The following is a 14,075-nucleotide window of genomic DNA, read 5'->3' as shown; positions in this document are numbered from 1 at the left end:
GCCCGTCGTTGTGCATGGCAGACGAGAGAGGAGACACCGTGACGACACACTCCCCGTTGTTCCGGGTCGAGACCGACGCAGCCCGCCAGCCCCAGCCCGCACCGCTGCTGCTGGTGGCGCTGGACGGCTTCCTGGACGCCGGGCAGGTGCGGTCCAGCCTGGCCGACCACCTGCTGGACACCCTCGAGCACGAGGTCGTCGCGACCTTCGACGTGGACGAGCTGGTCGACTACCGGTCGCGCCGCCCGCTCATGACCTTCGACTCCGACCACTACACCGACTACGACGACCCCTCCCTCATCCTCTACCGGATGGTGGACGCGGCCGGCGAGCCGTTCCTCCTGCTGCACGGTGTCGAGCCGGACTACCGCTGGGAGGCCTTCGTCGAGGCCGTGCGCCAGCTCGGTCTCGCCTTCGGCGTCCGGCGGATGGTGAGCGCGCACGGCATCCCGATGGCGGTCCCGCACACCCGCCCGGTAGGGACGACCCGCTTCGCGAGCGACTCCTCGGTGCTGGGGGACTACACCCCCATCTTCGGGCAGGTGCGCATCCCCTCGAGCGCCGACTCGCTGCTGCACCTGCGGCTGGCCGAGTCCGGGCTGCTGACCATGGGGGTGGCGGTGCACGTGCCGCACTACCTCGCCGAGACGCAGTTCGGCGATGCCGCGGTCGCCGCGGCCGACGCGCTCATGGACCTCACCGGCCTGGTGCTGCCGACGGCCGACCTCATCGCGATGGCCGGGCTCACCCGGGGTCGGATCGAGGAGGAGCTGGCCAGCAACGACGAGGCCCGCGAGGTCGTCGAGGGCCTGGAGAAGCGCTACGACCACTTCATCGAGGGTCAGCGGCGCAAGAGCCTGCTGGCGGCCGAGGTGGCCAACCTGCCCAGCGCCGACGAGATCGGCGCGCAGCTGGAGGCCTTCCTGCGCGACCCGGACGCCGCCGACGAGTCGGACGAGGGCGCGCCCCCGTCCGGGGACGACGGCGACCGGACCTGAGCGCGGGGCGGCCGGGCAGCGGCATACCGCGCGACCCGTGGGCTGCCGTGTCAGGATGACCCGCAGACCACCCCGACGTGAGGAGATGACGTGGCCCGATCTGAGTCCGAGGTGACGACGGACAACCCGGAAGCCCCCGAGGGCGGCGTGCTGGACTCGCTGGCGAACACCTTCGTCGGCAAGCTGCTCGACTTCGGGGTCGACGGTATCGGCCCGCTCCAGTCCTCCAGCCAGGTGCTGGCGCGGGTGCGCAAGGACAAGGGCGAGGACAGCGACGAGGTCGTCGACGAGATCGTGTCCGAGCACATCAAGAAGGCCGCGGTCGGAGGCTTCATCACCGGCGTCGGCGGCATCTTCACCATGCCCGTCGCCATCCCCGCCAACGTGCTCGAGTTCTACACCCTGGCCACCCGGATGGTCGCAGCGATCGCCGAGGAGCGGGGGTATGACGTCACCAGCAAGTCCGCGCGCACCGCGGTCCTGCTCTCCCTCGTCGGTGCGGACGCGGACGAGCTGATGCGCAAGGCGGGCGTCTCCACCGCCGCCGGGCTCACCGGGTCCGGGCGGCTCGCCACGCTGGCCATGACGCGGCTGCCGAAGGCGGCCGCGATGATGGTCAACAAGGCGGTCGGGTTCCGGCTGCTCACCACGGTCGGCGGCAGGGCCCTGGGTCGGGTGATCCGGTTCGTGCCCGTGGCCGGAGGAGTCGTCGGCGCCGGGCTGGACGGCTACCTGATGAAGCGCATCGCGGACCACGCGCGCGCCGAGTTCAGCCCGCGGCCGGTCGCGGCGGTGGAGGCCCAGCAGCCCGGCTGAGTTATCCACAGATTGCGAGCAGGCCCGTCACGGCGGGCCCGCTCGCGGCACTCTGGGGGTATGACCACACCCGAGCCCGGGGGGCGCTCGCACGGCCCCGACGACCCACGTCATACCTCCTCGTCCGAGCAGCGCCAGGTGCGGTTGCGCGGATCCGACCAGCTGCTGGCGGTCCTGCCGCAGCTGATCGGCTACCAGATCGACCACAGCGTGGTGGTCGTGGTCTCCCGACTGACGCCGGGGCCCGGACGGCAGGTGTGCCCGGTGCTCTTCACCGGACGCCTCGACCTGCCGCCGACCGACCAGCTGGGTGCCCTCGTCGGACTGCTGCGCACCGCGGTCCGCCAGGCCGTCGCCGCCGCCGACGGGGTGAAGCTGCTGAGCATCTTCGGCTACGACCTCCCGACGCAGGACGGTGGTGCGGTCGATCCCGCGGCGGTCGACGCGTTGCTGGCCGCCGCCCGGCGGCTGGCGGACGAGACGGGTGCCCACGTGCACGACCTGATGCTGGTGCGCGACGGCGCCCGGCAGCTGTGCGAGGTCGTGTCCTCGGGGGAGGACGTGCGGCCGGCCGACCGGTCGTGGGTGCCGGTGCCGCGCCACGCCGACGTGCCGGCGGCAGCCGACCTGGTGCTCGAGGGCAGGGTGGCCCTGCCCTCACGCGGCGACGTCGTCGAGCTGGTCCGCCGCCGGGACGAGCAGGCGTCCCGGGCGAGCGACCTGGCCCTGTCCGTCCTCACCCTGGCGACGGACCGGCTGGACCAGGAGCAGGCGCTGCGTGCCCTCGGCGACTGGACCGTCCACGGGACCGCCCCGAGCGCGAGGGAGCGGGCCTGGATCGCGGCACTGCTGCAGGACCGGTGGGTCCGGGACGCGGTGCTGGCCCGGTGGCTGCCCGAGCTGGGGTGGCTGGACGACGGTGACCTCGCGCCGGACCTCACGCGCGCCGCCGCGGCGCTGCCGCCCCTGCCCGCCGGCCACTGCCGGGAGCAGGTGGAGCGGCTGCTCGGCCTCGTCGGCGAGGTCCCACGGGACCTCGGCACCCCTCTGCTGACGCTGGTCGGCCTCATCTGCTGGGTCCGCGGGGACGGCACGCTGGCCAACGAGGCGTGCGACCTCGCGCTGGAGATCGAGCCCGACTACCGGATGGCGCTGCTGCTGCGCCGGGCCCTGGAGGCGGGGATGCGTCCCCCGCGGCAGGAGGGTGGGCAGGCCGGGAGGACGCACCGGCATCCGGGAGGGCGACCCGCGGCCTGAGGTGTACCCTCGGCCGGGCAGAGGTGTCACCGAAGGAGGTCCACGTCCATGTCGATCATCGTTGGCTACATCCCGACGCGGGAGGGGCGCGCTGCCCTGGTCGCGGCGCGGACCGAGGCCCTGCTCCGCAAGGTGAAGCTCGTCGTCGTGAACTCCCACCGGGGTGGCCGCGACTTCGACGCTGGGGAGGCGCGCAGGTTCGAGGAGGAGCTGGCCTCCGTCGGAGCCGACCTGGACGGGGCCGGCATCGAGCACGAGGTGCGGGCGCTGGCCAGGGGCAACGAACCGGCCGAGGACCTGATCGAGGTCGCCGCGGAGTCGGACGCCGACCTCATCGTCATCGGGCTGCGTCGACGGACGCCGATCGGCAAGCTGATCCTGGGCTCCAACGCCCAGCGGATCCTGCTCGAGGCCACCTGTCCGGTGCTCGCGGTCAAGGCCGGCGAGGACGACTGACGCCCTCGGGAATGTGTGATCGCCCCGACAGGTTTTATAATGGTGTCAGTTGCGTGCCGGACCCGGCACCACACACCACTTCCTGAACCGCGTCGGGGCCGATCGCTGCCCCGGCTGCGGCATACCTGCTGCGTCAGAAAGAGTTGGTTCACCCCGTGACAGCCAGGACGACCCGCACCAGCGCGACGGAACTCCCCCCTGCCTTCGAGCACGAGGCCCTGCGTGCCCTGCTGGCGACCGGCACCGAGCAGGGCTTCGTGGAGGCCGACCAGGTGAAGTCTGCCCTGGAGGCGGCCGAGGTGACGGCGGCCGCGACGCAGAAGAAGGTGCTGCGGGTCTTCAGCGACCAGGCGATCGAGGTGCGCGCCGCGGAGGCGGGACCCGCGCGGCGCCGCAGCAGCCGCTCGAGCACCGCCTCGACGAAGGCCACGGCCACGAAGGCGTCTCCGGCGAAGAAGTCCTCGACGGGGGCGAAGACGACCGCCAAGAAGTCGACCAGCGCGAAGTCCTCGACGGCGACGAAGACCACGGCCACGAAGGCGTCCCCGGCGGCGAAGTCGACCACGTCCGCCGCGTCGTCGGACGCCTCCGCGAAGACCTCCGCCCGCACCGCGGCGAAGAAGAGCGCGAGCTCCCGGTCCGCGAAGTCGACCAGCACGAGGGCCGCGGCCAAGACCGCGGCCGGCGGGTCCACGACCGCGAAGGCCGACACCTCCGCCGGTGCGGCCGGCGGCACGGGCCGCAGGAAGAAGAAGGACGTCGTCGACGAGATCGTCGAGGCACCCTCGCCCGAGGACGCCGAGGCGGAGGACGCCGAGGAGACCGACGAGGCCGACCCGACCCCGGAGGTGGCGAAGACCAAGACGCCGGCCACCAAGGGGGACGAGGACAGCTTCACCCTCTCGACGGCCGACGACGACGACGCCCCCGCCCAGCAGGTCGTGACGGCCGGAGCCACGGCGGACCCGGTCAAGGACTACCTCAAGCAGATCGGCAAGGTCGCGCTGCTGAACGCCGAGCAGGAGGTCGAGCTCGCCAAGCGGATCGAGGCCGGCCTGTTCGCCGAGGAGAAGCTGAACTCGGGCGAGAAGATCGAGGCCAAGCTCAAGCGCGAGCTGTGGTGGATCTCCAATGACGGCAAGAACGCCAAGAACCACCTGCTCGAGGCCAACCTGCGCCTCGTCGTCTCGCTGGCCAAGCGGTACACCGGCCGCGGCATGCTCTTCCTCGACCTGATCCAGGAGGGCAACCTCGGACTGATCCGCGCGGTGGAGAAGTTCGACTACACCAAGGGCTACAAGTTCTCCACCTACGCCACCTGGTGGATCCGGCAGGCCATCACCCGCGCCATGGCGGACCAGGCGCGCACCATCCGCATCCCGGTGCACATGGTCGAGGTCATTAACAAGCTGGCCCGGGTGCAGCGGCAGATGCTGCAGGACCTGGGTCGCGAGCCCACCCCCGAGGAGCTCGCCGCCGAGCTGGACATGACCCCCGAGAAGGTCGTCGAGGTGCAGAAGTACGGCCGCGAGCCGATCTCCCTGCACACCCCGCTGGGCGAGGACGGCGACAGCGAGTTCGGTGACCTCATCGAGGACTCCGAGGCGGTCGTCCCGGCCGACGCCGTGTCCTTCACGCTGCTGCAGGAGCAGTTGCACTCGGTGCTCGACACGCTGTCCGAGCGGGAGGCCGGCGTGGTCTCGATGCGCTTCGGCCTGTCCGACGGTCAGCCCAAGACGCTGGACGAGATCGGCAAGGTCTACGGCGTCACCCGCGAGCGGATCCGCCAGATCGAGTCCAAGACGATGTCCAAGCTGCGGCACCCGTCGCGCTCGCAGGTGCTGCGCGACTACCTCGACTGATCGACGGGGCCGGCATCACGGACCGGCCACGACATGAGCAAGGACAGCTCGCATCACGCAGGGAAGTTCTACCGCAGGATGTGGGCTGTCCTTGCTCATCTGCGGTGGGGGCGCGGGGATCTGTCGGGGTGACGCGGGTGAAGGGGTGACGGGTCGGCGGCGGGTCAGGCCTTGGAGCCCGACTCGCGCCACTCCCGCTCGAACGGCAGCCGCCAGGTGAACGGCGAGATGAGCTGGTGGATCTGGTTCGGCCCCCACGACCCGGCCTTGTAGGGCCGCACCACCGGCGGGTTGTCCAGCAGCGGCTGCGAGATCTCCCACAGCCGCTCGATGCCCGAGGCGGAGACGAACAGGGTGCGGTCGCCGCGCGCGGCGTCGTAGATCAGCCGCTCGTAGGCCTCCAGCACGTTGCCGGCCCAGTCCGTGTCCTGCATCGAGAACTGCATCGACAGCTTGTCCAGCTTCATCCCCGGCCCCGGTCGCTTGCCGTAGAAGCTCAGCGACATCCGCGCCCGGTCGGCCAGGTCGAAGGTCAGGTGGTCCGGCCCGTGGTCGCCGACCCCGGAGCCCGCGGGGAACATCGACTGCGGCGGCTCCCGGAAGGCGATCGAGATGATGCGCGCGCCCTCGGCCAGCTGCTTGCCGGTGCGCAGGTAGAACGGCACACCCGCCCAGCGCCAGTTGTCGACGAAGCACTTCAGCGCCACGAAGGTCTCGGTCTGGCTGTCCTCGTCCACGCCCTTCTCGTCGCGATACCCGACGTACTGCCCCCGCACCACGTCGCTGGGCTCGAGCGGCAGCATCGAGCGGAAGACCTTGTTCTTCTCCCGGCTGATCGCGGCCGGCTCGAGCGAGGTCGGTGGCTCCATCGCGGTGAACGCCAGGATCTGGAACAGGTGGGTGACCACCATGTCGCGGTATGCCCCGGTCTGCTCGTAGAAGTCCCCGCGCTGGTTCAGCCCCAGGGTCTCCGGCACGTCGATCTGGATGTGATCGATGTGGTTGCGGTGCCAGATCGGCTCGAACAGCCCGTTCGCGAAGCGGAACGCCAGGATGTTCTGCGCCGGCTCCTTGCCGAGGAAGTGGTCGATCCGGAAGATCTGCTCCTCGTCGAAGACCTCGTGCAGCTGCGCGTTCAGCTCGACCGCCGAGGCGTGGTCGGTGCCGAACGGCTTCTCCATGATGATCCGGCTGCGCTCCACCAGACTCGCCGACGCGATCGTGCCCACCGCGGTCAACGCCGCCTTCGGCGGCACCGACAGGTAGTGCAGCCGGAGCAGGTCGCCCCCGCCCAGCTCCTGCTCGGAGCGGTCCACCGCCTCGCGCAGCGCCTCCGGCCCGGCGGTCCCCGGCACGTAGTCCAGGTGCTGGGCGAAGTCCTTCAGCGCGGAGTCGTCGGACTCGCGCACGCTGAACTCCTCCACCGCGCCCACCGCGAGGTCGCGGAACTCCTCCACCGACAGCTCGTCGAGGGAGGTCCCGACCACGCGGAGGTCGTCGACCAGGCCGGACAGGAAGAGGTGCAGCAGCCCCGGGATCAGCTTGCGACGGGACAGGTCACCGGTGGCGCCGAAGAGGATGACGGTCAAGGGAGCAGTCATGGTGCACCACTCTGTCGTGCCCGGGGGCGGTGGCGCTACCCCAGGCGCGTCCTGGACGCACCGCAGCCTGCCCGTCAGCGCCGCAGGATCCGACGCACGGCCTCCCGCACGCCCGCCACCCCGCTGCTCGGCACCAGGGCGGCACCGGCCCGCTGGTTCCAGTCGGAGGTATGCCTGACCTCGTCGACCACGGTGCGCACGTCCTCGCCCATCTGCTGCACCTCGTCGTCGGTGAGCACCGCCGGAGGGGCATACCGGGACCGCTCGAGCGTCGCGGTCGCCCGGCCCAGCGCCTGCTGGCCGCCGTCGTCCATCGTCGTGCCCCGCGTGTAGTGCTGGCGCAGCTCGCGCGGGCTGCGCGCCGGTGGCTCGTCCACGCCCAGGTCGGTGAGGGTGCGCGTGAGCAGCTGCCACTGGCCCTCGATCCGCTCGGCGGGGGTCGAGGCCGACCGCAGCCCGGCCTCCCGGTGACGGCGCCCGACGAGGGGCAGGACGGTCATCACGGCCGCCAGCAGCAGCAGGGCGAGCACGGCGCGCAGCACGGTCGGCAGCAGGTCACCCAGCCGGTCCAGGAAGGTCGGGTCGGTCGGCGCGGGAGCCGCCGTGGGCTCCGGCGTCGGGGTCAGCTCCTGCGGCACCGTGGAGCTGCTCTGGTCGGCGTCCGCGTCGTCGGTGGAGCGGGCATACGCCGGCGGGGTCCCGGCGCGGATACCGGGCGTGGGCTCGAAGCGGGTCCAGCCCAGGCCGTCGATCCACAGCTCGGGCCAGGTGTGGGCGTCCGAGGCGATCACCCGGCGCGACCCGTCCTCCTGGGTGGTCCCCGGCAGGAAGCCCACCGCCATCCGTGCCGGGATCCCCTCGTGGCGGGCCATCATCACCATGGCGGTCGCGAACTGCACGCAGTAGCCCTGCCGGGTCTCCAGGAACCCCCCGATCGGGTCGTCCGCGCTCGCCTCCGCCGACGGCGCCAGCTCCAGGGAGTACTCGTAGCCGCCGTCGGTGCGCAGGTGGCTCTGGATGAGGACGGCGGCCCGCAGCGCGTTGTCCTCCCCGCCCACGATCTGCTCGGCGAGCTCGCCGATCCGGTCCTCGGAGACCGGGTCGAGGGCGAGCACGTCCTCGTCGAACTCGGAGGCGGGCGCGGGCTGCCCGCCGATGCCGTCCGGCAGCTCGGCACCCGACTCCAGCGTGAGGTAGGTCGCGTCGTAGCGGGGTGCCTGACCCTGCAGCACCACGGTCGTGTCGGTCGGGTCGAAGCGGTAGCTGCCGCCCTGCAGCTGCAGCGACGTGAGCGGGCTCGGGGCCGCCAGGTGCGGCGGCTCGAGCTGGTTGTCCAGCACCTGGAACTGCGACTCGCTGACCGGGACGCCCTCACCCAGCCCCGCGGGATCGGGAAGGGGCGCGCCCTGGGGCAGGAGGGAGGAGGTGAGGCGTTCCGGTGCCACCCAGCGCCCGTCCTCGAACCGCTCGGTGGCGGTGACGCGCAGCGGCTGCACGCTGACGGCGTTGGTGCGGTAGGTGAGGACCGGGGCCTGGGAGGTGTTGCGCAGGTCCTGGGCGGGGTCCATGGTCTCGGTGAAGGAGACCTCGCCGGTGTCCCCACCGACGTCCCGGGCGTCCGGGTTGCGGGCCAGCCCGTCGCCGAGGAAGGTCGGCGGCAGGTGCGGGAGGAAGGCGGCGCCGAGGACGGCGCCGACCAGGGTGAGGGCACCCACGCCCTGGGCCAGGCCCCGGTAGGTCCGCGGCCCGGCCGAGACGTCGTCCCCGCCGTGCGACTCCCGCCGGCCGGCCGAGGGCCAGGCCAGGGTGAGCCGGTTGCCCTGCTGCGCCAGCATGACCAGCCACAGGACGAGGACGGCGCCGAAGTACCACGGCTCCATCGCCTGACCCGTGTTGGACACCGAGATGAGGAACCCGGCGACGAGGGGTATGCCGGCGCTCGCCGGGGCCCTCCCGGTCACCCCCATCGAGTCGACGGAGACCGCAGTGAGCGTGAGCACGGCGACGACCAGGAAGGAGACACCCTGCGTGGTGGGCGCGGGGGCGGCATACGTCTGCAGCACGGCCCCGGCCTGCTGCAGCAGCGTGGCGATCCGCTCCAGCGACTCCTCGGTCGGCAGGAACCCCCGCCACAGCGTGTCCCGCAGGTACAGCACCGTGAGGCCGGCCAGGCCGACGGCGAGCTGGCCCAGCGCGACCAGGGTCGGCGGCGCGTCCACGGTGCGCAGCACGGCCCCGGTGAGAGCCACCAGCACGACCATGGTGACGGCCGGCGCCACCCAGTTCTCCTCGCGGAGCAGGTCGGTCAGCGGCCACGCCACGGACAGCGTCGCCAGGGCGGCCACCAGGCCCTCGGCCCACAGGCCCCGCTCCCACCAGCCCCGGTCGTCCATCCTCATGCCGGCCTGCCCAACGCGGCGGCCCGCAGCGAGACCCAGGCCTCGGGGATCTCGGTGTGCGGCCCGGCGGTCACCGTGCGCCAGCCCGCCTCGGCCAGCACACCGGTCGGACGGTTGCGCCCGTCCGGTCCACCGAACCGGCCCGGGTCCAGGACGAAGGCGAGGGCACGCGAACCCGGGTGCCGGATGGCGGCCAGCGTGCGCAGCTCGGACTCGTCGTGGGCGACCACCGCGGCGACGAGCAGCACGCCGCCGGAGCTGAACGACGCGGCGGCAGCCGAGAGCCGGTCAAGGCGGGAGTCCTCCTCCGGCTGGACCCGGGCGAGCGTGTCCATCACCGTGGCCAGCTCCACCTGGTGCTCCGCGCTGCCGTCGCGCAGCGTCTCGTCGGTGAGCAGGTGCACCACGAAGCCGTCCGCCACCAGGTGCCGGGCGACCGACGCGATCGCGCTCACCCCCCACTCGTAGGAGGGCCGCAGCCCGGAGCCCGGGTGCGCCGCCGCCCGGGAGTCCAGGAGCAGGACGGCGCGCCGACGGGCCGGCCGGTCCTCCTGCCGCACCATCAGCTCGCCCCGGTGGGCGGTGGCCGGCCAGTGCACCCGCCGCAGCTCGTCGCCGTCGCGGTAGGAGCGGATGCTGACGTCGTCCTCGCCGTGCAGCGCCACCATCTGCGGCATCTCGCCCTCGCTGCCGCGCGAGCTGCCCCGGAGCCGGTCCTCGCCCAGGGCGAGGACGCGGGGCAGCACCAGCAGCTCGGTGCGCGAGGACAGCTGCAGCGTGCGGAAGGTCAGGCCGAAGGGGTCGCGCTGCCGGAGCACGATCGGCCCCAGGGCGTAGGCGCCGCGGTGCCGGGACCGCACGCTGTAGCGCAGCCGGCGCTCCTCGCCGGTGCTCATCCGCGGGAGGATGTAGCGGGGGCGGTCACCGAGCTGGTAGTCGAGGTGCTCCTCGGCCAGGTAGACCGCGGAGCGGGGACCCACGTTGCGGAAGCGGACCTCGACCTCGCCGCGGTCGTCAGGGGTGAGCCGCTGCGGCTCGACGTCGCGCTGCACCGTCAGCCGTGGCGGGCGGCGGGGCATGAGCAGCAGGATGAGCAGCGGCAGCGCCAGCAGCGCCAGCCCGACGCGGGTGACGTCCTCGTAGCCGAGGAAGATCCCGGCCACCACCAGCAGCCCGCCCAGGGCGAGGAACACCTTGCCCCGCGCCGTGAACAGCCCCCACGGGGAGCCGGACTGGGTCATGCCCTCGCCGTCCTGGTCACCGGCCGGAGGGGACCGTCGTGCGCTCCACCAGGTCGCGCACGATGTCGGCGGTGGCGCGGTGCGCCAACGAGGCCTCGCCGGTCGGGAGGACGCGGTGGGCGAGCAGCGGCACCGCCATCGCCTGCACGTCCTCGGGGAGCACGTGGTCCCGGGCGGCGAGAGCGGCGTGCGCCCGGGCCGCCCGGAGCAGCTGCAGGCCGGCGCGGGGCGAGGCGCCGAGCCGCAGCAGCCGGTGGGCGCGGGAGGCCGCCATCAGCTCGACGACGTACTGCCGCAGGGCCGGGGCGATGTGCAGGCCGCGGATGTTCTCGATCTGCTGCTGCACGTCCGCGGCCGTCGTCACGGGGGAGAGGTCGTCCAGCGGGCTGACCCCGCCGTGCGACTCGAGCATGGCCATCTCCGAGGCGGCGTTGGGGTAGCCCATCGAGATCCGGGCCATGAAACGGTCCCGCTGCGCCTCGGGGAGCGGGTAGGTGCCCTCCATCTCGATCGGGTTCTGGGTGGCCATCACGAGGAACGGCCGCGGCAGCGGGTAGGTCTGACCGTCCACCGTGACCTGGCGCTCCTCCATCGACTCCAGCAGCGCGGACTGCGTCTTGGGGGAGGCGCGGTTGATCTCGTCGCCGACCACGACGTTGGCGAAGATGGCGCCGCGGCGGAACTCGAAGGCGCGGGTGTCCTGGTTGTAGACGCTGACCCCGGTGATGTCGCTGGGGAGCAGGTCGGGCGTGAACTGCACCCGGCTCACGCGGCAGTCGATCGCGCGGGCCAGCGCCTTGGCCAGCATGGTCTTGCCGACCCCGGGCACGTCCTCCACGAGCAGGTGGCCCTCGGCCAGCAGCACGGTGACCGCGGTCGCCACCGCCTCGTCCTTGCCCTCGATCACGGTGGCGATCGCGCGGTGCACGGAACCGGCCACGGACTTCACGGCGTCCAGGTCGACGGCCTCGGGGGAGGGGGAGAGCGTAGACATGCCCCGATCTTGCCAAACTCCCCGGTGCCGCGTGCTGAGGGTCGGCACCCGGGCCACCCTCGACCCCCGTCGCTCCACTTCCCCCCACCGGCCGCCCGGTCCCCTCGCCTCGACGCGATGACGAGTCGGCCGCGGCCGCGCATACCCCTGCTGACCTGCGGTGTTCTCCGAGGGGCCCTCGCGCCGGGTGGGGTGCTGCCGCATCGAGCAGGGCCGCGGCAACCTCTTCCCTCCACCCACCACCACCTCCGCTGACCTGCGACGACGTGGATCTGTATGCGATGATCCGGCCCAGGTGGTCGCAGAAGTGGGGGAAAGTGGAGTAGAGTGGGGGGCAGATCGAGGTGGTCGGGCCCGCGACGACGGAAGGGGTGGTGCACGTGCTGTTCCTCGGCACCTACACCCCGCGGCTCGACGACAAGGGGCGGATGATCCTCCCGGCGAAGTTCCGCGAGCGGCTGGCCGGAGGCCTGGTCATCACCCGCGGCCAGGAGCACTGCCTCTACGTCTTCACCCAGGGCGACTTCGACGGCATCGTCGCCCAGTGGCAGAACAGCCCGACCTCCTCCAAGACGGTGCGCGACTACCAGCGGTTCTTCCTCTCCGGCGCCTCGGACGAGATCCCCGACAAGCAGGGTCGCGTCACCGTGCCGCCGTTGCTGCGCACGTATGCCGGTCTCAGCGGTGACTGCACGGTCATCGGCGCCGGCAACCGGCTGGAGATCTGGGACACCGACGCCTGGTCCAGCTACACCGAGCAGCACGAGCAGTCCTTCGCCGAGCTCTCCGAGGAGGTGGTCCCTGGACTGATGTGACCACCGGAGCACCCCGTGCCCCGGCCTCCCCCCGTCCGCCAGCGTCCCGGCTCCTCTTCCCCGGAGCCGGACCGCAGACCGACCGCCGACCCGTCTTCCCCCGGGCCGGAGGCACCGGTGGACGGTGGGGGACCAGGGCAAGGGAGCCGGCCGGTCGATCCGGGTGCAGGGACCAGAAGGCGGATGGCGGCGCAGACGCAGCGACAGGCGCAGGACCGGCACGTGCCGGTCCTGGTCGCCCGGTGCGTGGAGCTGCTCGCCCCCGCGCTGCAGCGACCCGGGTCGGTCTACGTCGACGGCACCCTGGGGATGGGGGGCCACGCTGAGGCGGTCCTGCGGGCCTGCCCCGAGGCGGTCGCGATCGGCATCGACCGCGACCCGCAGGCGCTGGCGCTCGCGACCGGCCGACTGGCGCCCTTCGGGGACCGGTTCCGCGGCGTGCACGCGGTGAGCGACGACCTGCCGGCCACCCTGGCCGACCTCGGTCTGGACCGGGCCGACGCCGTCCTCTTCGACCTCGGGGTCTCCTCCCTGCAGCTGGACGAGCTGGATCGCGGCTTCGCCTACCGCGCGGACAGCCCGCTGGACATGCGGATGGACCAGGGTGTCGGTCGCACCGCCGCCGACGTGCTCAACGAGGACGACGCCCGGGACCTCGAGCGCATCCTGCGGGACTACGGCGAGGAGCGCTTCGCCCGTCCCATCGCCCGGGCCATCGTCCGCAGCCGGGAGCAGGAGCCGTTCACCACCTCGGCGCGCCTGGTCGAGCTGCTCCACGACGTCGTGCCCGCGGCCTCGCAGCGCAGCGGCGGGCACCCGGCCAAGCGCACCTTCCAGGCGCTGCGGATCGAGGTCAACGCCGAGCTGTCGACCTGGCGGTCCGGCGTGGCCCGGGCGCTCGACGCGCTCGAGGTCGGTGGACGGGTCGCGGTGCTGTCCTACCACTCCCTCGAGGACCGGATCACCAAGCGTGCCCTGGCCGCGGGGGCGACCAGCTCGGCCCCGCCCGGACTGCCGGTGGAGCTGCCCGAGCAGCAGCCGTGGCTGCGCCTGCTGACCCGCGGCGCCGAGCGGGCCGACGACACCGAGCGCACCGCCAACCCCAGATCCGCATCGGTCCGGTTGCGCGCCGCCGAGCGCACCCGCCCCACTCCCGACCAGACGACCCGCACCACCCGTGAGGAGAACCCATGAGCCAGATGACCCTGTCGGCCCGGCTCGGCCGCCTCGCCACCACGCCCCGCGTCGGTGCCCGCGCGGTCGACGCCGCTCCCGCCTCGGCCAACCACGGCTTCCGTCTGCTCTGTGCGCTCCTCGTCGCGCTGACCTTCACCGCCGTCCTGGTGCTGAACACGGTGCGCGCCGAAGGCTCCTACGTGCTCAGCCGGCTGGAGGTCGAGGCGACCGCGCTGCACGACCAGAAGGTGACGCTCGCCGACGAGCTGGCCGGCAAGCAGTCTTCCGAGCACCTGGCCCGGGCCGCGACGAAGCTCAAGATGGTCCCGTCCACGTCGACGGCGACGCTGCGGCTGTCCGACGGTTCCATCACCGGCGTGGCGTCCAAGGTGGACGGCTCGCGCACGCTTACCGTTGATCTGCCCTCGACGGGCACGGCACCGGCGAAGGACGACTGACA

Annotated in this window: 12 protein-coding genes; 8 read left to right on the top strand and 4 right to left on the bottom strand. The window is 72.5% G+C overall.

The features are described from left to right. Nucleotides 1-38 precede the first annotated feature (38 nt). From FXF60_RS05090 to FXF60_RS05070, 5 genes are all read left to right on the top strand, one after another. Complete coding sequence (locus FXF60_RS05090) at nt 39-998, top strand: PAC2 family protein (RefSeq protein WP_151524180.1); 960 nt, start codon at nt 39-41, stop codon at nt 996-998. 90 nt (nt 999-1,088) lie between these two features. Further along, on the top strand, nt 1,089-1,814 hold the full coding sequence (locus tag FXF60_RS05085) for an EcsC family protein (RefSeq protein ID WP_238335713.1): 726 nt from the start codon (nt 1,089-1,091) through the stop codon (nt 1,812-1,814). Between the two features lie 60 nt (nt 1,815-1,874). Beyond that, the gene (locus FXF60_RS05080) at nt 1,875-3,071 is read left to right on the top strand and encodes a DUF4192 domain-containing protein (RefSeq protein ID WP_151524179.1); all 1,197 of its coding nucleotides are present in this window, start codon (nt 1,875-1,877) and stop codon (nt 3,069-3,071) included. A gap of 48 nt (nt 3,072-3,119) precedes the next feature. After that, on the top strand, nt 3,120-3,527 hold the full coding sequence (locus FXF60_RS05075; RefSeq protein WP_151524178.1) for a universal stress protein: 408 nt from the start codon (nt 3,120-3,122) through the stop codon (nt 3,525-3,527). Nucleotides 3,528-3,682: 155 nt separating this feature from the next. After that, nucleotides 3,683-5,389, top strand: coding sequence for an RNA polymerase sigma factor (locus tag FXF60_RS05070; RefSeq protein ID WP_151524177.1), 1,707 nt, complete (start codon nt 3,683-3,685; stop codon nt 5,387-5,389). Nucleotides 5,390-5,553: 164 nt separating this feature from the next. Here FXF60_RS05070 and zwf read toward each other — a convergent pair whose 3' ends face one another. The 4 genes from zwf to FXF60_RS05050 form a co-directional block, all read right to left on the bottom strand. Beyond that, the gene (gene zwf / locus FXF60_RS05065; protein WP_151524176.1) at nt 5,554-6,990 is read right to left on the bottom strand and encodes a glucose-6-phosphate dehydrogenase; all 1,437 of its coding nucleotides are present in this window, start codon (nt 6,988-6,990) and stop codon (nt 5,554-5,556) included. Nucleotides 6,991-7,064: 74 nt separating this feature from the next. Beyond that, the gene (locus FXF60_RS05060; protein WP_151524175.1) at nt 7,065-9,389 is read right to left on the bottom strand and encodes a transglutaminase TgpA family protein; all 2,325 of its coding nucleotides are present in this window, start codon (nt 9,387-9,389) and stop codon (nt 7,065-7,067) included. Beyond that, nucleotides 9,386-10,630: a DUF58 domain-containing protein gene (locus FXF60_RS05055; protein ID WP_151524174.1), complete on the bottom strand. Its 1,245-nt coding sequence runs from the start codon at nt 10,628-10,630 to the stop codon at nt 9,386-9,388. The genes FXF60_RS05060 and FXF60_RS05055 overlap by 4 nt, the downstream gene beginning before the upstream one ends. A gap of 16 nt (nt 10,631-10,646) precedes the next feature. After that, nucleotides 10,647-11,624: an AAA family ATPase gene (locus FXF60_RS05050; protein ID WP_151524173.1), complete on the bottom strand. Its 978-nt coding sequence runs from the start codon at nt 11,622-11,624 to the stop codon at nt 10,647-10,649. Between the two features lie 383 nt (nt 11,625-12,007). On the opposite strand from FXF60_RS05050, the gene mraZ reads away from it, so the two are divergent. The 3 genes from mraZ (at nt 12,008) to ftsL (ending at nt 14,073) form a co-directional block, all read left to right on the top strand. Then, nucleotides 12,008-12,439 carry a division/cell wall cluster transcriptional repressor MraZ gene (gene mraZ, locus FXF60_RS05045; RefSeq protein ID WP_192796614.1) on the top strand — a complete coding sequence of 144 codons (432 nt, stop codon included), beginning with the start codon at nt 12,008-12,010 and terminating at the stop codon, nt 12,437-12,439. Between the two features lie 183 nt (nt 12,440-12,622). Beyond that, nucleotides 12,623-13,633 (top strand): 16S rRNA (cytosine(1402)-N(4))-methyltransferase RsmH, encoded by a 1,011-nt coding sequence (gene rsmH, locus FXF60_RS05040; RefSeq protein WP_151524172.1) that lies wholly within the window; start codon nt 12,623-12,625, stop codon nt 13,631-13,633. Further along, nucleotides 13,630-14,073 (top strand): cell division protein FtsL, encoded by a 444-nt coding sequence (gene ftsL, locus FXF60_RS05035; protein WP_151524171.1) that lies wholly within the window; start codon nt 13,630-13,632, stop codon nt 14,071-14,073. Before rsmH ends, ftsL begins: the two co-directional genes overlap by 4 nt. The last annotated feature ends 2 nt before the right edge of the window (nt 14,074-14,075 follow it).

The sequence above is a fragment of the Serinicoccus kebangsaanensis genome (assembly GCF_008919445.1).
Classification (GTDB): Bacteria; Actinomycetota; Actinomycetes; order Actinomycetales; family Dermatophilaceae; genus Ornithinicoccus; species Ornithinicoccus kebangsaanensis.
Note: the sequence above shows the minus strand (reverse complement) of the source record. Positions and strands in the feature narration are given on the sequence as shown.